This window comes from Pseudomonas sp. KH_040, assembly GCF_057839305.1.
The window spans coordinates 2,142,591-2,161,790 of the sequence record NZ_CM174487.1; the positions used below are offsets into that span (position 1 = coordinate 2,142,591).

Below are 19,200 nucleotides of genomic sequence, written 5' to 3' on the forward strand. Positions count from 1 at the left end.
GCGTGCGGCTCAAGTGCATCAAACTGGCGGGATTCAAATCCTTCGTCGACCCGACCACGGTGAACTTCCCCAGTAACATGGCGGCGGTTGTCGGGCCGAACGGTTGCGGCAAGTCGAACATCATCGACGCCGTACGCTGGGTGATGGGCGAGAGTTCGGCGAAGAACCTTCGTGGCGAGTCGATGACCGACGTCATCTTCAACGGTTCGACCAGCCGCAAACCGGTGAGTCAGGCCAGTATCGAGCTGGTCTTCGACAACTCCGACGGCACGCTGCTGGGCGAGTACGCGGCTTACGCCGAGATTTCGATTCGCCGCAAAGTCACCCGCGACAGCCAGACCACCTATTACCTCAACGGCACCAAATGCCGTCGTCGCGACATCACCGATATTTTCCTCGGCACCGGTCTCGGCCCGCGCAGCTATTCGATCATCGAGCAGGGGATGATCTCCAAGCTGATCGAGTCCAAGCCTGAAGACCTGCGTAACTTCATCGAAGAAGCGGCCGGCATCTCCAAGTACAAGGAGCGTCGCCGCGAGACCGAAAACCGTATCCGCCGCACCCACGAAAACCTCGCGCGTCTGACTGACCTGCGCGAAGAGCTCGAGCGTCAACTCGAGCGCCTGCACCGCCAGGCCGAGGCGGCGAAGAAGTATCAGGAATTCAAAGCCGAGGAGCGTCAGCTCAAGGCGCAACTGTCGGCCTTGCGCTGGCAGGATCTCAACGATCAGGTCGGCCAGCGCGAGTCAATCATCGGTACCCAGGAAATCAGTTTCGAAGCCTTGGTCGCTGAGCAGCGCAATGCGGATGCGGCCATCGAACGTCTGCGCGACGGTCACCATGACCTGTCCGAACGCTTCAATCTGGTGCAGGGGCGCTTCTATTCGGTCGGCGGCGACATCGCCCGGGTCGAGCAGAGCATCCAGCACGGCCAGCAACGTCTGCGTCAGCTGCAGGACGATCTGGAAGAAGCCGAGCGCGCACGCCTGGAAACCGAATCGCACTTGGGCCACGACCGTACGTTGCTGCTGACCCTCGGCGAAGAGCTGGACATGCTCACCCCCGAGCAGGAAGTCACCAGCGCCGCCGCCGAAGAAGCCGCTGCCGCGCTGGAAGATTCCGAATCGGTCATGCACGGCTGGCAAGAGCAGTGGGACGCCTTCAACCTGACCGCCGCCGAACCGCGCCGTCAGGCCGAAGTGCAGCAGTCGCGCATCCAGCAGTTGGAAACCAGCATGGAGCGTCTGGCGGATCGGCAAAAACGTCTCGGCGAAGAGCGCGCGTTGCTTTCGGCTGACCCGGAAGACGCGGCGATCATGGAACTCAACGAGCAGCTCGCCGAGTCGGAAGCGACCCTCGAAGATTTGCAGACCAGCGAAGAAGCGCAGGTCGAAAAGCTTGAACAACTGCGTCAGGAATTGCAGCAAGCGCTGACCGCGCAACAACAGGCGCAGGGCGATTTGCAGCGTCTTAACGGTCGCCTCGCGTCCCTCGAAGCCTTGCAGCAAGCCGCGCTCGACCCGGGCACCGGCACCGCCGAATGGCTGAAGGAACACAACCTCGCCGAGCGTCCGCGTCTGGCCGAAGGCCTGAAGGTTGAGGCCGGTTGGGAATTGGCGGTGGAAACTGTGCTCGGCGCTGACCTGCAAGCGGTGCTGGTCGACGATTTCAGCGGTTTCGATTTATCCGGTTTCACCCAAGGCGATCTGCGCCTGCTCAGCCCGGCCAGCGATGGCGTGCGCGTCGCTGGCAGCTTGCTCGACAAGGTCGACGCGCAGATCGATCTGTCGCCGTGGCTCGGTCAGGTCAAACCGGTCGACAGCCTTGAACAGGCTTTGGCCTTGCGCGGGCAGTTGAGCGCTGGCGAGAGTTTGATCAGCCGCGACGGTTACTGGGTCGGCCGGCATTTCTTGCGCGTGCGCCGGGCCAGCGAAGCGGAAAGCGGCATGCTCGCCCGGGGCCAGGAAATCGAAGCGCTGCATCTCGAGCGGGAAGAAAAAGAAGCCACGGTCGAGGCCATGGAAACTCGTCTGCAAACCCTGCGCGCGCAACAGCGTCAGCAGGAAAACGGCCGCGAACATTTACGTCGTTTGCTGCAAGACGAAGCGCGTCAGCAAGGTGAACTGAAAGCGCAGTTATCTGCCGGCAAAGCCAAGGCCGAACAGTTGACGCTGCGTCGTACCCGTCTTGATGAAGAGCTGGTCGAGCTCGGCGAACAGCGCGAACTCGAGCACGAACAGATCGGCGAAGCGCGCATGCAATTGCAGGAAGCGCTGGATGCCATGGCGCTGGACACCGAGCAACGCGAATTGCTGTTGGCTCAGCGCGACAGCCTGCGCGAACGCCTCGACCGCGTGCGTCAGGAAGCGCGGCAGCACAAGGATCACGCCCATCAATTGGCCGTGCGTCTTGGCTCATTGCGCGCGCAGCACGACTCCACGCGCCAGGCGCTGGAGCGTCTGGAAATGCAGGCCGAGCGTCTGACGGAAAAACGCGAACAGTTGAGTCTGAACCTAGAGGAGGGCGAGGCGCCGCTGGAAGAGCTGCGTCTGAAACTCGAAGAACTGCTCGACAAGCGCATGACCGTCGATGAAGAACTCAAGACCGCGCAGATCGCCCTCGAAGACGCCGACCGCGAATTGCGCGACGCGGAAAAACGCCGTACTCAGGCTGAGCAGCAATCGCAGTTGATTCGTGGCCAGCTCGAACAGCAGCGCATGGAATGGCAAGCCCTGACCGTGCGCCGCAAGGCTTTGCAGGACCAACTGCTGGAAGACGGCTACGATCTCAATGGCGTCCTCGCCACCCTGACTGCACAAGCCAGTGAACGCGAAGCCGAAGAAGAACTCGAACGGATCAATGCGCGGATTCAGCGCCTGGGTGCGATCAACCTCGCGGCCATCGACGAATACACGCAACAGTCCGAGCGTAAGCGTTATCTGGATGCGCAGGACGCCGATCTGGTCGAAGCGCTGGAGACCCTGGAAAACGTCATTCGCAAGATCGACAAGGAAACCCGTAACCGCTTCAAAGATACCTTTGATCAGATCAATGGTGGTTTACAGGCGCTTTTCCCAAAAGTTTTCGGTGGCGGGCGCGCGTATTTGGAACTGACGGGCGAAGATCTACTCGATACAGGGGTAACGATCATGGCGCAGCCGCCAGGGAAGAAGAACAGCACCATCCATTTGCTCTCCGGCGGGGAAAAAGCCCTGACCGCACTGGCACTGGTTTTTGCCATCTTCAAATTGAACCCGGCGCCGTTCTGCATGCTCGATGAGGTTGACGCGCCACTGGATGACGCTAACGTTGGACGCTACGCACGCTTGGTTAAGGAGATGTCGCAGACCGTGCAGTTCATCTATATCACCCACAACAAGATCGCCATGGAAATGGCCGAGCAGTTGATGGGCGTGACGATGCATGAACCGGGTTGTTCGCGACTGGTGGCCGTGGATGTCGAGGAGGCGATGGCGATGGTGGACGCCTGAGTCAGCGTGGTGTCGGAAAGGTAATTTGGTGTTGTAGGACTTTTTTACCGGGTTCGACTTGCTGGCCAATCGACATATTCGCGCAAGCCAATGAGACAGACGGTGTAAAGTTGTCTTTGGTCGTGCTAGTTTAATGTCAATTTTTCGTATACGTGGGCAAAACGCCTGTCAGAACATAGAGTTGGCGCCACGTTTTAAAGCGGTTTGCACAATGTAAACCCCTTATTTTTCAGCATTTTTTATAGAGGCACGGGATTACATGGAAATCGGTCTGCGCGAGTGGCTGATCGTCATCGGCATCATTGTGATAGCCGGTATTCTTTTCGATGGCTGGCGCCGTATGCGCGGCGGCAAGGGAAAACTGAAATTCCGTCTTGACCGAAGTCTGTCCAACCTGCCGGACGAGGACACCAGCGCTGAGCTGTTGGGCCCGGCCCGTGTTCTGGACAACCATAAAGAACCACAGCTGGACGAACACGATCTGCCGTCGGTGAGCATGCCGGCCCGCGAAGCACGCGAGCCTCGCGAATCCGGTTCGAAACGTGGCAAGCGTGGCAGCAACGGTCCGGCGCAGGGTGACCTGAACCTCGACCTGGATCTGGACGGCGGCCCGAGCTTCAGCAGCCGTGACGACGATTTCGCCGAAGACAGCAAGCCTTCGCCGGCGGTGGTCGACAAAGACCAGCCGCAAGCTGAAGAAGTGCTGGTGATCAGCGTGATCTGCCGTGACGCTGCCGGTTTCAAAGGCCCGGCATTGTTACAGAACATCCTCGAAAGCGGTTTGCGTTTCGGCGAGATGGATATTTTCCACCGTCACGAAAGCATGGCCGGCAACGGTGAAGTGCTGTTCTCCATGGCCAATGCGGTCAAGCCGGGCATCTTCGATCTGGACGACATCGACCATTTCAGCACCCCGGCGGTGAGCTTCTTCCTCGGCCTGCCAGGCCCGCGTCATCCGAAGCAAGCCTTCGACGTGATGGTGGCCGCAGCTCGCAAGCTGTCGCAGGAACTGAACGGCGAACTGAAAGATGATCAGCGCAGCGTCCTCACCGCGCAGACCATCGAGCACTACCGTCAGCGCATCGTCGAGTTCGAACGCCGCGCACTGACCCAGAAGCGCTAAGGCCAAGATCAAAAGATCGCAGCCTCGTTTCACTCGACAGCTCCTGCAGGATTGCGATGTCTGCAGGAGCTGCCGAAGGCTGCGATCTTTTGCTTCTGCTGCCAGAGATAGATGAATTAGAGCAGCCTCGGCTGCTCTTTTGCTTTATGAGAGAACACCCATGACCGCCGCCAAAAACCGCATTCTCGAGCTGCGCGCTGAACTCGATCAGCACAACTACCGTTACCACGTCCTCGACGAGCCGAGTATTCCGGATGCCGAGTACGACCGGTTGTTCCACGAGCTCAAGGCGCTGGAAGCGGCCAACCCGGAGCTGATCACCAGCGACTCGCCAACTCAGCGCGTCGGCAGCGTGGCGCTGACCGCGTTCACTCAGGTGCGTCACGAAGTGCCGATGCTCAGCCTCGGTAACGCCTTCGAAGAAACCGACATGCGCGAATTTGATCGCCGCGTCACCGAAGGTCTGGATCTGCCGGCCGGCGATCTGTTCGGCGGCAGTGCGGCGGTGGAATACAGCTGCGAACCGAAACTCGATGGCCTGGCGGTCAGTCTGCTTTATCAGGATGGCGTGCTGGTACGCGGCGCCACGCGCGGCGACGGCACCACCGGTGAAGACATCAGCGTCAACGTGCGCACCGTGCGCAACATCCCGCTGAAATTGCACGGCGAAGGCTGGCCGGCGACCCTGGAAGTGCGCGGTGAAGTGTTCATGTCCAAGGCTGGTTTCGAGCGTCTTAACGCCTCGCAACTGGAAGTCGGCGGTAAGACCTTCGCCAACCCGCGCAACGCCGCCGCCGGCAGCTTGCGTCAGCTCGATTCGAAGATCACCGCCAACCGTCCGCTGGAATTCTGCTGCTACGGCATCGGCCAGGTTTCCCACGACATCTCCGACACGCACATCGGCAACCTCAAGCAGTTACAGAAGTGGGGCATGCCGATCAGCCACGAGCTGAAACTGGCCAAGGGCATCGGCGAATGCCTGGACTACTACCGCGACATCGGCGAGCGCCGTAACTCGCTGGCTTACGAAATCGACGGCGTGGTGTTCAAGGTCAACAGCATTGCCGACCAGCGCGAACTGGGCTTCCGCGCCCGCGAGCCGCGCTGGGCGATTGCGCATAAATTCCCGGCGATGGAAGAACTCACGGAACTGCTCGACGTCGAGTTTCAGGTTGGCCGCACCGGCGCTGTTACGCCGGTGGCACGATTGAAACCGGTCAAGGTTGCCGGCGTCACCGTGGCCAACGCCACGCTGCACAACATGGATGAAGTCGCGCGTCTTGGCCTGATGATCGGTGACACCGTGATCATTCGCCGCGCCGGTGATGTGATTCCGCAAGTGGTGCAAGTGGTCATGGATCGCCGTCCGGAAAACGCGCGCGCGGTACAGATTCCAGAGAGCTGCCCGGTGTGCGGCTCGCACGTCGAGCGCACGCAACTGATCAAACGCAGCAAGGGCAAGGAAACCGTCAGTGAAGGCGCTGTGTATCGCTGCGTGGGTCGACTGGCCTGTGGTGCGCAACTGAAGCAAGCGATTATTCACTTCGTCTCGCGCCGGGCGATGGACATCGAAGGCCTGGGCGACAAGAGCGTCGAGCAGTTGGTCGATGAAGGTCTGGTCAGTTCGCCGGCCGATCTGTATGCGCTGAAGTTCGATGACATCGTCGATCTGGAAGGTTTTGCCGAAGTCTCCAGCAACAAGTTGCTCGCGGCCATTGAAGACAGCAAGAAACCGGGGCTGGCGCGTTTCATCTATGCGCTGGGCATTCCCGATGTCGGCGAGGAGACGGCCAAGGTGCTGGCGCGCTCGCTGGGTTCGCTGGAGCGTGTGCAGCAGGCGCTGCCGCAAGTGCTGACCTACCTGCCGGATGTCGGTCTGGAAGTAGCGCACGAGATTCACAGCTTCTTTGAAGATGCGCATAACCAGCAGGTCATCACCGAGTTGCTGGGGCATGGTTTGCAGATTCAGGATCAGGGTGAGCTGGGCGCCGAGTTTGCCGCCAGCACCACACTGGGTGGCTTCCTCGACAAGCTGCACATTCCTTCGGTCGGCCCGGGTGGCGCGCAGAAACTGGCGGACAAGTTCGGCTCGCTGGAAGCGGTGATGAATGCTGACTGGCTGGACATGCGTCAGGCCTTGCCGGAGAAGCAGGCGAATTCGGTGCGCGAGTTTTTTGCACTGCCTGAGAACCGGCAACTGGCTGAGGCATCCGAAAAGCAACTGCGCGATTTCGGCATGCACTGGCAGAGCGAGAAGAAAGTCGTCGAAGGTTTGCCGCTGTCCGGCGAGACCTGGGTGCTGACCGGCAAGGTTGAGTTGATGAGCCGTGATGTCGCCAAGGAACACCTGGAAAGCCTTGGCGCCAAGGTTGCCGGCTCCGTGTCGGCGAAGACTCATTGTGTGGTTGCAGGCCCCGGCGCCGGCTCCAAACTGACCAAGGCCAATGAGCTGGGCGTGAAGGTGATGGACGAAGAAGCGTTTATCGCCTTCCTCAAAACCCATGGCCTGAACGTTTGATCGTTCCCACGCTCCCGCGTGGGAATGCCGCCCCGGACGCTCCGCGTCCGCTGTGACGCGGAGCGTCACGGGATGCATTCCCACGCAGAGCGTTGGAACGATCAGCTCGCAAGAATGATCTAGTCTTGGCAAGCCCCAGGGAGAGATCGCCATGCACCGCTTTTTCGAGCAGCTCAGTTCCCGCATCATCGCGCCGTTCATGGGCGAATCCTCACGCAACAGCAAAGTCTGGCCGTGCCGCTGCGGCCAGTCGCTGTTCTTTCGCAACAGCCAGTGCCTGGCGTGTAATGCCTTGCTCGGTTATCAACCCGAAGAAAGCCGCCTGACCTCGCTGCAACCGGGGCCCTACGAGGGCACCTGGACGCTCGACGCCGATCCCGACTCGGGATTGTTCCGCCGCTGCGCCAACCTCGACACAGCCGCCGCGTGCAACTGGCTGCTGCCAGCCAACGACCACGACAGCCTGTGCATCGCTTGCAGCCTCAACCGCACCATCCCCGACCTGTCCGACCCGGACAACCCTGAGCGCTGGCGCAAAGTCGAAATCGCCAAACGGCGTCTCGTCGCGCAACTGATTACCCTCGGCTTGCAGGTCATCCCGAAAACCGTCGATGAAGACACCGGGCTGGCCTTCGATTTCATCGGCGTCGACCTTGAAGGCAACGCGCCGATGACCGGCCACGCCAACGGCCTGATCACCCTCGACATCAAAGAAGCCGACGACGACCACCGCGAGCAGGTGAGGGCGGCGATGCACGAACCCTATCGCACACTGCTCGGGCATTTTCGTCATGAGGTCGGGCATTACTACTGGGATCGCCTGATCGCCAACGGCCCGTGGCTCGGCTCATTCCGCAACCTGTTCGGCGACGAGCGCGCCAGTTACGCCGAGGCGCTCGATCGTCACTATCAGCAAGGCGCGCCACTCGACTGGCCGCAGCACTACGTCAGCGCCTACGCAACGATGCATCCGTGGGAAGACTGGGCGGAAACCTGGGCGCATTACCTGCACATGATGGACGCCGTGGACACCGCGCTGGGTTTTGGCATGAGCGCGCGGGAAATGGATTTTGATTACCAGCCGTTTCCCACCAGCACGCTGTACGACCCGGAGCATCCCGGTGGCGAGGCGTTTCTGTCGTTCGTCAACGCGTGGATCGAACTGGCCGGCATGCTCAATGAGCTGTCACGCAGCATGGGCCAACCGGATTTCTACCCGTTCGTGCTACCGGCGCCAGCGATTGCCAAGCTGCACTTCATTCATCTGGTGATCCAGCAGGCGGGCGGCAGGGCGGATGAAGTTCTGGCCCTGTAGGCGCTGCCGCTGGCTGCGATCTTTATGTCCTTGAACCCGTTCATATTTTTAATCTGCAACCAACGGTTGTAACTTCGTCTCAGATAGGTACAATGGCGCGGCTCGCCGACAGGCAAGCGTCGTTATGGTGACCCCATCGGTCCCCCCGCAACGATTACCCGTGAACCTGGTCAGAGCCGGAAGGCAGCAGCCACAGCGGGAACATTGTGTGCCGGGGTGTGGCTGGTGGGGTTACCACCTTAACGAACAATCGAACGCTTCAACCAGAACTGCATGGGTTTCGCCCACTGCGGTTTTTTTGTGCCTGCGATTTGCCAAAGCGACACATATTCCCCCTGTTGAAGATGACCCTGTGGGAGCTGGCTTGCCAGCGATAGCGGTGTGTCAGGTTCATCTATTTGACTGAAAATCCGCAATCGCTGGCAAGCCAGCTCCCACAAGGTTATGGGGTGTTGTCGGAGTGGCCGGTGTAGAGCCGGATAATCTCATCAATCTCCCCCGACATCTTCATCCGCAACAACGTGCGCAAGATCCGTTGCACCGGCACCTTCGGGTCATTCCTCACATAGCAACCCACCTTCTGCTCCTGCAACACGGCGACACCTTGCAGTTGTTGCGCGGGCATCAACCGCTGATTAAACCAGTCCAGCGTCCACTGGTTACTCACCGCATAGCGATAGCGCCCGGCCAGCAGCTTCTCCAGCACCTGCTCTTGGTTGCGCGCATCTTCACGCTGAAGTCGGTCAGCGTCGAACAGCGGTTGCAGGGTAGGGTAGGTATAACCAAGCACGGTGCCGATGGACTGGCGGGGCAGGCGGGCGGGATCGGCGCTGGCCGGTTGATCCTTGCGGCTGATCAATAGATCACGCTGAAACAGCAGCGGGATGCTCCAGATGTAATCCCCCGACTGATTCGGCAGCCATGACTGTGCGGCATAGCAGCGCACGTCGATCTCGCCATGCTCCATGGCGGTCTGCACGCGGGCGCGGGGCAGGACGTGAAACTCGGCCGGTACGCCGACCTGCGTGGCGAGGCTGAGCATCAGGTCGTAAAGGATGCCCTGGGTCGGGCGGCCGCGTTCGTATTGCACCATCGGCATCGCCCAGCTGTCGGGCATGGCGAAGCGCAACGGGGTTTCCGCTGCCGTTACGCTCAGGCTGATTCCCAGCAGTGCCCCCAAGGCCCAACGCATAAACGCTCCGGTAATTCCCGATCCCGAGCCGATAAAAGCCTCTGCTGATGCAGCTTAGCCACATTAGACGAGGACACCGGATGCAATTTTGCCCTTGCTCCGCTAGCATTAGCCGCTTCAGCTTCCTTCGTTGCGACGGTTTTCGATGAGTTATCAGGTTCTTGCACGTAAATGGCGTCCGCGCTCGTTCCGCGAAATGGTCGGCCAGACCCATGTGCTCAAGGCTCTGATCAATGCCTTGGACAGCCAGCGGCTGCACCACGCGTACCTGTTTACCGGTACGCGCGGGGTGGGTAAAACCACGATTGCGCGGATCATTGCCAAATGCCTGAACTGTGAGACAGGTATCACTTCCAGCCCCTGCGGCGAGTGCTCGGTATGCCGTGAAATCGACGAGGGTCGTTTCGTCGACCTGATCGAGATCGACGCCGCGAGCCGCACCAAGGTCGAAGACACCCGCGAGCTTCTCGACAACGTGCAGTACGCGCCGAGCCGTGGGCGCTTCAAGGTCTACCTGATCGACGAAGTGCACATGCTCTCCAGCCATTCCTTCAATGCGCTGCTGAAAACCCTCGAAGAGCCGCCGCCGTACGTCAAGTTCATCCTGGCGACCACTGACCCGCAGAAACTTCCGGCAACGATTTTGTCGCGCTGCCTGCAGTTCTCGCTGAAGAACATGACACCGGAGCGTGTGGTCGAGCATTTGACCCACGTTCTCACTGCCGAAAACGTGCCGTTCGAGGACGATGCATTGTGGCTGCTCGGTCGCGCCGCTGACGGTTCGATGCGGGACGCCATGAGCCTGACCGATCAGGCCATCGCCTTCGGTGAAGGCAAGGTTCTCGCTACCGACGTGCGGGCGATGCTCGGCACGCTGGATCACGGTCAGGTCTATGACGTCCTGCATTCGTTGATCGAAGGCGACGCCAAGGCGTTGCTCGAAGCCGTGCGTCACCTGGCTGAGCAAGGCCCGGACTGGAACGGCGTGCTCTCGGAAATTCTCAACGTGCTGCACCGTGTGGCCATTGCTCAGGCGTTGCCGGAAGGCGTCGACAACGGGCACGGCGATCGCGATCGCGTGTTGGCATTGGCGCAGGCCTTGCCGGCCGAAGATGTGCAGTTCTATTACCAGATGGGGTTGATCGGTCGTCGCGATTTGCCGCTGGCGCCGGATCCTCGTGGCGGTTTCGAAATGGTCTTGCTGCGGATGCTCGCCTTCCGGCCCGCCGACACCGCGGACGCCCCGAGGCAACCGCTAAAGCCAGTGGGGATCAGCCAGGCCACAGTTGATTCCGCAAACTCAGTGGCTGCCGCGCCTAAACCTGCGCCGGTAGTCGCTGCGGCGGTTGTGCCAGCGCCTGCTGCAGCACCTGCACCGGCTCCCGAGCCTGCGCCGGTTGCTGCCGTTGCTGAGCCGGAACCTGAACCCGCGCCGGTCGTCTCCGAAGCTGTCGTCGACCTGCCGTGGAATGACCCGGTTGAACCCGAGTCAGAGCCCGAACCAGCGCAGCAACCCGCCGTCGAACCGGTGCTGGAAACCACTGCCGAGCAACCCGAGTTGCCGCCGATGCCGCTGCCGACCCCGGACAGCGTCGTCCCGGAGGCCCCTGAGTGGGCCGCCGCGCCGATCCCCGAGCCGTCAGTCGCCGACGTCGATGCCGCTACCCCGGGCATGGACATGGACGATGAACCGCCGCTGGATGAGGATTACATCGAGCCGGACATGGACTCGGCGTACAGCTATCTCGACGAACTGGCCAGTGAGCACGCCGCCGAGCCTGCCCCGGAACCCGAGCCAGAACCGGCTGCGGCACCGGCCACCGGTCTGGCGTTGCAATGGCTGGAGCTGTTTCCGAAACTGCCGATTTCCGGCATGACCGGCAGCATCGCCGCCAACTGCACGTTGATCGCCGTCGATGGCGACCATTGGCTGATGCACCTTGACCCGGCGCACAGCGCACTGTTCAACGCCACGCAGCAGCGGCGTCTGAACGATGCGTTGAACCAGTTCCACGGTCGCACGCTGAGCCTGACCATCGAGCTGATCAAGCCCGAGCAGGAAACCCCGGCCCAGGCCGCGTCCCGTCGCCGTGCCAACCGTCAGCGCGAAGCGGAGGAATCGATTCACGGCGATCCGTTCATCCAGCAGATGGTTCAGCAGTTCGGCGCGGTGGTGCGACACGATACTATTGAACCTGTCGACGCCTTGGTCGCCCAAGGCTAATAACTGAGGGTGCTCGGCCGCGCTGGCCGGGCGCTGTTTTGATCCAAGTACTTTGAGGTGATTCCCATGATGAAAGGTGGCATGGCCGGCCTGATGAAGCAGGCGCAGCAGATGCAGGAAAAAATGGCCAAGATGCAGGAAGAACTGGCCAACGCCGAAGTCACTGGTGTGGCCGGTGGCAAATTGGTCAGCGTCGTCATGACCGGGCGTCATGATGTGAAAAAGGTAATGATCGACCCTAGCCTGATTCCGGGCCTGGACGACGCTGACAAAGAGACGCTGGAAGACATCGTCGCTGCTGCCGTCAATGACGCCGTGCGTCAGATCGAAAAAAACAGCCAGGATAAAATGGGCAACATGACCGCCGGCATGAACCTGCCAGCCGGTATGAAACTGCCATTCTGATTCGCCAATCGGCGGCAGATGAGCTACACAAAATGCCAGGCATTGCGCCTGGCATTTTTGTTTCTGACTGATCGTTCCCACGCTCTGCGTGGGAACGCAGCCCGGGACGCTCCGCGTCCCAAGTACAGAGCCGAACGCGGAGCGTCCGTTGAGGCATTCCCACGCGGAGCATGGGAACGATCAATCCCGGCCATCTGAATAAACATCGAACGCGCAAAAGCCACAACGGTCTGCTCCCTATACCCGCTGAATTCACCATTCACAGGAGACGCTGACATGTCCGACCCTCTTACTCTCAACCAACGCTTCGTCCTCGCCTCACGCCCGGTCGGTGCGCCGACCCCGGAAAACTTCCGCCTCGAACGCGAAGCGCTGCCGGATCTTGCGGACGGTGAGGTGCTGCTGAAAACCCTCTATCTGTCCCTCGACCCCTACATGCGCGGACGCATGAGTGACGCGCCGTCCTACGCTGCCCCGGTACAAATCGGCGAAGTGATGACCGGCGGCGCGGTCAGCCGTGTCGAGGATTCGCGTCATCCGAAGTTTCACAAAGGCGATCTGGTCGTTGGCGCCACCGGTTGGCAGAGCCACAGCATCAGCGACGGCCGCAACATCATTCCGATCCCGGCCGGGCTGCCGAGCCCGTCGATGGCGCTGGGTGTGCTGGGTATGCCGGGGATGACCGCGTACATGGGCTTGATGGACATCGGTCAACCCAAAGAGGGCGAAACGCTAGTCGTCGCTGCGGCATCCGGCGCGGTCGGCTCGGTGGTCGGACAAGTGGCGAAGATCAAAGGCCTGCGCACGGTCGGTGTGGCCGGCGGAGCCGAGAAGTGCAAATACGTGGTCGAGGAACTGGGTTTCGATGCCTGCATCGATCACAAGGCTACCGACTTTGCCGAGCAACTGGCCAAGGCCTGTCCTGATGGCATCGACATCTATTACGAGAACGTCGGCGGTCATGTGTTCGATGCCGTGGTGCCGTTGCTCAACCCCAAGGCGCGCATTCCGCTGTGCGGCCTGATCGCCGGTTACAACGCTTCCGAAGCGCCGCAAGGCCCGGATCGTCTGCCGATGCTGCAACGCACGCTGCTGACCAAGCGCGTGCGCATTCAGGGCTTCATCGTGTTCGACGACTACGGTGATCGTCAGCCGGAATTCATCAGCCATATGGTGCCGTGGGTGCGCGACGGCAAGGTGAAATTCCGCGAAGACGTGGTGGAAGGTCTGGAGCAGGCACCCGAGGCCTTTATCGGCCTGCTGGAGGGGCGCAACTTCGGCAAACTGGTGGTGAAGGTTGCCCAGGACTGAGTATTTGACGCTGGCCGGAGGCGCGGGTATAAACCGCGTCTCGTTGTTTTGTCGGACTTTTTACCCATGAGCTTCAGCCCTTTGATTCGCCAACTGATCGACGCCTTGCGCACTTTGCCGGGCGTGGGTCAGAAAACCGCCCAGCGCATGGCGTTGCAGATGCTCGAGCGTGACCGCAGCGGCGGCTTGCGTCTGGCCCAGGCCCTCAGCCAGGCCATGGAAGGGGTCGGCCACTGCCGCCAGTGCCGCACGCTGACCGAAGACGATCTGTGCCCGCAATGTGCCGATACCCGCCGTGACGACACGCTGTTGTGTGTGGTGGAAGGGCCGATGGACGTGTATGCGGTCGAGCAGACCGGATTCCGTGGCCGCTACTTTGTGCTCAAGGGGCATTTGTCGCCGCTTGATGGCCTGGGACCTGAGGCGATCGGCATTCCGCAGTTGATGACGCGAATCGAAGAGGCGGGAACGTTTACCGAAGTCATCCTCGCAACTAACCCGACGGTGGAAGGTGAGGCGACGGCGCATTACATCGCGCAGCTGCTGAACAACAAAGGCCTGATCGCTTCGCGGATCGCTCACGGCGTGCCGTTGGGTGGGGAGCTGGAACTGGTCGATGGCGGCACGCTGGCGCATTCGTTTGCCGGGCGGAAACCGATTTCCCTCTAATAAAAATCAAAAGATCGCAGCCGTCGGCAGCTCCTACCTTGGAACGCGTTTCCCTGTAGGAGCTGCCGACGGCTGCGATCTTTTGATCTTCTGTACCTTGTAAACCAAGCAAGCGCTCGGTTAAGTTCGGCGGACCCTTCCGTGGAGCTCGCCCATGCCTGCCTTTCAGGAATACTTCGACCCCAGCCACCAATTGGTTCGCGACAGCGTCAGACGTTTCGTCGAACGCGAGATCCTCCCGGACATCGATCAATGGGAAGAAGCCGAAAGTTTCCCCCGCGAGCTGTACCTGAAGGCTGGTGCGGCGGGTATTCTCGGCATCGGCTATCCCGAAGCTCTCGGAGGCAGTCATGAAGGCGATCTGTTCGCCAAGGTCGCCGCCAGTGAGGAATTGATGCGCTGTGGCTCTGGCGGCCTGGTAGCGGGGCTGGGATCGCTGGATATCGGTCTGCCACCGATCGTCAAATGGGCGCGCCCCGAAGTGCGTGAGCGCGTTGTGCCGCAAGTGCTCAGCGGCGAAAGGATCAGCGCCCTGGCGGTCACCGAACCCGGCGGCGGCTCCGACGTCGCCAACCTGCAAACCCGCGCCGTGCGCGACGGCGATGTCTATCGCGTCAGCGGCAGCAAAACCTTTATCACCAGTGGCGTACGCGCTGATTTCTACACCGTCGCGGTGCGTACCGGTGCGCCGGGGTTTGGCGGTATCAGTCTGTTGTTGATCGAAAAGGGCACGCCGGGCTTCACCGTCGGCCGTCAGTTGAAAAAAATGGGCTGGTGGGCGTCGGACACTGCCGAATTGTTCTTCGACGACTGCCATGTACCTGTGGGCAATCTGATCGGCGCCGAGAACATGGGCTTCGCCTGCATCATGGGCAACTTTCAGAGCGAACGGCTGGCGTTGGCGCTGATGGCCAACATGACTTCACAGTTAGCGTTGGAAGAGAGCCTGCAATGGGCACGCGAGCGCGAAGCGTTTGGCAAGCCGATCGGCAAGTTTCAGGTGATCAAACATCGCTTGGCGGAGATGGCCACGGCGCTGGAAGTGTCGCGGGAGTTCACTTACCGGCAAGCGGCGAAGATGGCGGCGGGGCAGAGCGTGATCAAGGAAATTTCCATGGCGAAGAACTTTGCCACGGACACCTCGGACCGGATCACCACGGAGGCGGTGCAGATTCTTGGCGGGTTGGGTTACATGCGCGAAAGTCTGGTGGAGCGGCTGTATCGGGATAACCGCATTCTGTCGATTGGCGGCGGGACGCGGGAGGTGATGAACGAGATCATCAGTAAGCAGATGGGGCTTTGATTTGTTGGTGAGGCGACCGGCCTCATCGCGAGCAGGCTCACTCCTACAGTGGAACGCATTCCAAATTGTAGGAGTGAGCCTGCTCGCGATGTCGGCCTGAAGGGCGCCGCTTACTTATCGGTCAACGCAAACTGCGTCAGGCAGAAAGTAGGGATACCCATGTCCTGCAGGCGCTGCGAACCTTGCAACTCCGGCAAATCAATAATCGCCGCCGCTTCGTGCACCCGCGCGCCCATGCGGCGAATCAGGTTGGCCGCCGCAATCAGCGTGCCGCCAGTGGCAATCAAATCATCGAACATCACCACCGAATCGCCTTCACACAGGCTGTCGGCGTGCACTTCGAGGAACGCTTCGCCGTATTCGGTTGCGTAACCTTCCGCCAACACATCAGCTGGCAATTTACCTTGCTTGCGGAACAGCACCAGCGGCTTGTTCAACTGATAGGCCAATACCGAACCGATCAGAAAACCGCGGGCATCCATCGCACCGATGTGGGTGAAGTCGGCTTCGACGTAGCGGTGGGCGAAGCTGTCCATCACCAGGCGCAGGGCCGTTGGCGACTGGAACAGCGGGGTGATGTCGCGAAAGATCACGCCCGGTTTCGGGAAGTCGATCACAGGGCGGATAAGCGATTTGATGTCGAAGGAGTCGAAGACCATCGTCGAGGTGTCCTGGCAGGGCTGCAAACGGCGCAGTATACCCGCGGCTGAAACGCTTCGCTCAACCGCGGATCGAGATCAGCCTTCGATCGAGCCACCGGCCAGCGCGCAGAGCTGGATCGGGTCGAGGATATGAATCTCTTTGCCCTCGGCGGCGATCAGTTCGTTCTGCTGGAAACGGGTGAAGACGCGGGACACGGTTTCTACCGCCAGACCGAGGTAGTTGCCGATTTCATTGCGCGACATGCTCAGGCGGAACTGGTTGGCGGAAAAACCGCGAGCGCGGAAGCGAGCCGACAGGTTGACCAGGAACGTGGCGATGCGCTCGTCGGCGGTTTTCTTCGACAGCAGCAACATCATTTGCTGGTCATCGCGGATTTCCCGGCTCATCACGCGCATCAACTGGCGGCGCAGCTGCGGCAGTTGCAGGGCCAATTCGTCGAGGCGTTCAAACGGTATTTCGCAGACCGAGGTGGTTTCCAGCGCTTGGGCGGAGACCGGATGCTTCTCGGTGTCCATGCCGGACAGGCCGACCAGTTCGCTCGGCAGGTGGAAACCGGTGAGCTGTTCTTCGCCGCTGTCGCTCAGGCTGAAGGTCTTCAGGGCGCCGGAGCGTACTGCATAAACGGAATCGAACGTGTCGCCCTGGCGGAACAGGAACTCGCCCTTTTTCAGCGGGCGGCCGCGTTTAACGATTTCGTCCAGCGCATCCATGTCTTCCAGATTCAGAGAAAGTGGCAGGCAGAGAGGGGCCAGGCTGCAATCCTTGCAATGGGCCTGGTTGTGAGCGCGCAGTTTAACTGGCTCGGACATTTCTTAGATCCTTGTGGGAAAACACACATAAGCCGTAAGGGTAACTCACGGGAGGACATTCAGGCCAGTCTGGGGCGACTTTGCCCTACAGGCGTAAAGCCACAGGGCCAGCAGCCGATAAACAGGTATCAAAGTGCATACAAGGAACGAATCGATGGCCGTCATTGGCACGCTGGGCCCCGGTAACAGCGACGTTGCGGCAGTGCCGGAAACGTTTAAAGCGGCGTCAGGCAATGCACGCGACCCGGGTTCGTCCGAAGAGGCAACCCCGACCTTGGTCGAGGGCGTCAAAGTGTCGCTGTCCGGTGCATCGATTGAAAAGGCTGCCAGTACTGGTGGCGAAAACAGCGACATCGAAGACAGCGGCTTGCCGGAGAACATCCAGCAATTGCTGAAAATGATCCGCAAATTGCAAAAGCAGATTGCCGAGAAAAAGGCGCTCATCGAAGCGGTCATGGCCGACAAGCGCCTTTCCAACGAAGAAAAGATCATCAAGGTGGCCGCTCTGCGCGGCGCCATCGCCGCGTTGAATACGGGTCTGATCACCGCCAACCTGGCCTTGTCCAAAGTGGTGGGGCAGTCGGGCCTGACGGCGGATCAGAATATGAAAGTCGGTTCGTTGCTGACGAAAAACTAAATCACCCGCGAAAACCGCTGGCGGTTTTGCTGTTCCAGATACGCATCGAACACCATGCACACTGAGCGCACCAGCAGGCGACCCGCCGGCAACACGGCGATCCGCTCGCGATCCAGCTCAATCAGGCCATCGCTGGCCATGCCTTGCAGCTGCGGCCACAGTGCACCGAAGTAACCCTGAAAATCGATGTTGAACTGCTGCTCGATCTCGGCAAATTCCAGGCTGAAATTGCAGATCAGTTGCTGGATCACCGCACGCCGCAGACGATCATCGGCGTTGCAAACCAAGCCCCTGCTGGTTGCCAGTTGCGCAGCGGCGAGGGTGTTCTGGTACTCGTTGAGGTCGCTGCTGTTCTGGCAGTACAGGTCGCCGATCTGGCTGATGGCCGACACCCCCAGACCAATCAAATCGCAATGACCGTGGGTGGTGTATCCCTGGAAGTTGCGTTGCAGGGTCTGCTCTTCCTGAGCAATCGCCAGTTCATCGTCAGGCAGCGCGAAGTGATCCATGCCGATGTAGCGATAGCCGGCGGCGGTCAGTTGTTCGATGGTGCGCTCGAGCATTTCCAGCTTCTGCGCCGGCGCCGGCAACTCATTGCCATTGATCCGCCGCTGCGGCATGAAGCGCTCCGGCAGGTGTGCATAGTTGAACACCGAGAGTCGGTCCGGTTGCAGGCTGATGACCTCTTCAACGGTGCGGGCGAAGTTTTCCGGGGTCTGCTTGGGCAAGCCGTAAATCAAGTCGATATTGATCGAGCGAAATTGCAGGGTGCGCGCCGCATCGATCACTGCGCGGGTTTCCTCCAGACTTTGCAGGCGATTGACCGCGCGCTGCACCGCCGGATCAAGATCCTGCAGGCCGATGCTGACCCGGTTGAAGCCGAGTTCGCGCAGCAGGCCCATGGTCGACCAGTCGGCTTCGCGCGGATCGATCTCGATACCGTAGTCGCCGGAGTCGTCGTCCAGCAGATTGAAGTGCTTGCGCAGGTGCGCCATCAACTGGCGCAGTTCGTCATGGCTGAGGAAGGTCGGGGTGCCGCCGCCAAAGTGCAATTGCTCGACTTTCTGGGCCGGGTCGAGGTGGCAGGCGATCAACTGGATTTCCTGCTCCAGCCGCTGCAGGTAGGGCAGCGCGCGGCCGCGATCCTTGGTGATGACCTTGTTGCACGCGCAGTAGTAGCAAATGTTCGCGCAAAACGGCACATGCACGTACAGCGACAAGGGGCGCAGAGCCTTGCGGCTGTCGCGCAGGGCATGGAACAAGTCGAACGTGCCGACCTGACTGTGAAATTGCACGGCGGTCGGATACGAGGTGTAGCGCGGCCCCGCCAGGTCGTAGCGGCGGATCAGATCAGAGTCCCAACGAATGGCGTCGAGCATGCGGGCATTCCCCCGGATAGGCTGGCAGTGTGAGCGAGTCTATCGGGGGGCGGCGATGGGGCTCTTGATTTGCATCAACAGCATAAGATCAAAAGATCGCAGCCTTCGGCAGCTCCAGGGAAACGCATTCCAAAGGTAGGAGCTGCCGAAGGCTGCGATCT

14 protein-coding genes and 1 other RNA gene are annotated in these 19,200 nt (G+C 60.5%); 11 read left to right on the forward strand and 4 right to left on the reverse strand.

Annotated elements, in window-relative coordinates; translation table 11 throughout:
- Positions 1 to 2 precede the first annotated feature (2 nt).
- The 5 genes from smc (at position 3) to ffs (ending at position 8,678) form a co-directional block, all read left to right on the forward strand.
- A complete protein-coding gene (gene smc, locus AC3IUF_RS09625; RefSeq protein ID WP_489280923.1) occupies positions 3 to 3,491 on the forward strand; it encodes a chromosome segregation protein SMC in 3,489 nt (1,162 codons plus the stop codon).
- A gap of 259 nt (positions 3,492 to 3,750) precedes the next feature.
- A complete protein-coding gene (gene zipA / locus AC3IUF_RS09630; protein ID WP_160057077.1) occupies positions 3,751 to 4,614 on the forward strand; it encodes a cell division protein ZipA in 864 nt (287 codons plus the stop codon).
- 160 nt (positions 4,615 to 4,774) lie between these two features.
- Positions 4,775 to 7,132: an NAD-dependent DNA ligase LigA gene (gene ligA, locus AC3IUF_RS09635; RefSeq protein WP_489280924.1), complete on the forward strand. Its 2,358-nt coding sequence runs from the start codon at positions 4,775 to 4,777 to the stop codon at positions 7,130 to 7,132.
- A gap of 151 nt (positions 7,133 to 7,283) precedes the next feature.
- Positions 7,284 to 8,447, forward strand: coding sequence for a zinc-binding metallopeptidase family protein (locus tag AC3IUF_RS09640; protein WP_489280925.1), 1,164 nt, complete (start codon positions 7,284 to 7,286; stop codon positions 8,445 to 8,447).
- Positions 8,448 to 8,581: 134 nt separating this feature from the next.
- Positions 8,582 to 8,678: signal recognition particle sRNA small type (gene ffs, locus AC3IUF_RS09645), an RNA gene on the forward strand.
- Between the two features lie 211 nt (positions 8,679 to 8,889).
- Here ffs and AC3IUF_RS09650 read toward each other — a convergent pair.
- Positions 8,890 to 9,639, reverse strand: coding sequence for a substrate-binding periplasmic protein (locus AC3IUF_RS09650; RefSeq protein WP_489280926.1), 750 nt, complete (start codon positions 9,637 to 9,639; stop codon positions 8,890 to 8,892).
- Positions 9,640 to 9,784: 145 nt separating this feature from the next.
- Here AC3IUF_RS09650 and dnaX point away from each other — a divergent pair, with 145 nt between their 5' ends.
- From dnaX to AC3IUF_RS09675, 5 genes are all read left to right on the forward strand, one after another.
- Complete coding sequence (dnaX, locus tag AC3IUF_RS09655) at positions 9,785 to 11,863, forward strand: DNA polymerase III subunit gamma/tau (protein WP_489280927.1); 2,079 nt, start codon at positions 9,785 to 9,787, stop codon at positions 11,861 to 11,863.
- Between the two features lie 66 nt (positions 11,864 to 11,929).
- The gene (locus AC3IUF_RS09660; RefSeq protein WP_007918338.1) at positions 11,930 to 12,268 is read left to right on the forward strand and encodes a YbaB/EbfC family nucleoid-associated protein; all 339 of its coding nucleotides are present in this window, start codon (positions 11,930 to 11,932) and stop codon (positions 12,266 to 12,268) included.
- A 276-nt stretch (positions 12,269 to 12,544) separates the two neighbouring features.
- Positions 12,545 to 13,579 carry an NADP-dependent oxidoreductase gene (locus AC3IUF_RS09665; protein ID WP_007918336.1) on the forward strand — a complete coding sequence of 345 codons (1,035 nt, stop codon included), beginning with the start codon at positions 12,545 to 12,547 and terminating at the stop codon, positions 13,577 to 13,579.
- Between the two features lie 66 nt (positions 13,580 to 13,645).
- The gene (gene recR / locus AC3IUF_RS09670; RefSeq protein ID WP_122854382.1) at positions 13,646 to 14,248 is read left to right on the forward strand and encodes a recombination mediator RecR; all 603 of its coding nucleotides are present in this window, start codon (positions 13,646 to 13,648) and stop codon (positions 14,246 to 14,248) included.
- 154 nt (positions 14,249 to 14,402) lie between these two features.
- Complete coding sequence (locus AC3IUF_RS09675; RefSeq protein WP_007918334.1) at positions 14,403 to 15,551, forward strand: acyl-CoA dehydrogenase family protein; 1,149 nt, start codon at positions 14,403 to 14,405, stop codon at positions 15,549 to 15,551.
- 110 nt (positions 15,552 to 15,661) lie between these two features.
- On the opposite strand, the gene AC3IUF_RS09680 is transcribed toward AC3IUF_RS09675, so the two are convergent.
- Both AC3IUF_RS09680 and fnr read right to left on the reverse strand, forming a co-directional pair.
- Complete coding sequence (locus AC3IUF_RS09680; protein WP_024012326.1) at positions 15,662 to 16,210, reverse strand: adenine phosphoribosyltransferase; 549 nt, start codon at positions 16,208 to 16,210, stop codon at positions 15,662 to 15,664.
- A gap of 78 nt (positions 16,211 to 16,288) precedes the next feature.
- The gene (gene fnr / locus AC3IUF_RS09685) at positions 16,289 to 17,023 is read right to left on the reverse strand and encodes a fumarate/nitrate reduction transcriptional regulator Fnr (RefSeq protein WP_007918332.1); all 735 of its coding nucleotides are present in this window, start codon (positions 17,021 to 17,023) and stop codon (positions 16,289 to 16,291) included.
- Between the two features lie 154 nt (positions 17,024 to 17,177).
- On the opposite strand from fnr, the gene AC3IUF_RS09690 reads away from it, so the two are divergent.
- Positions 17,178 to 17,660, forward strand: coding sequence for a hypothetical protein (locus tag AC3IUF_RS09690; RefSeq protein WP_447784365.1), 483 nt, complete (start codon positions 17,178 to 17,180; stop codon positions 17,658 to 17,660).
- Here AC3IUF_RS09690 and hemN read toward each other — a convergent pair.
- Complete coding sequence (gene hemN / locus AC3IUF_RS09695; protein ID WP_095111802.1) at positions 17,657 to 19,039, reverse strand: oxygen-independent coproporphyrinogen III oxidase; 1,383 nt, start codon at positions 19,037 to 19,039, stop codon at positions 17,657 to 17,659. The genes AC3IUF_RS09690 and hemN overlap by 4 nt on opposite strands.
- Positions 19,040 to 19,200: the final 161 nt, after the last annotated feature.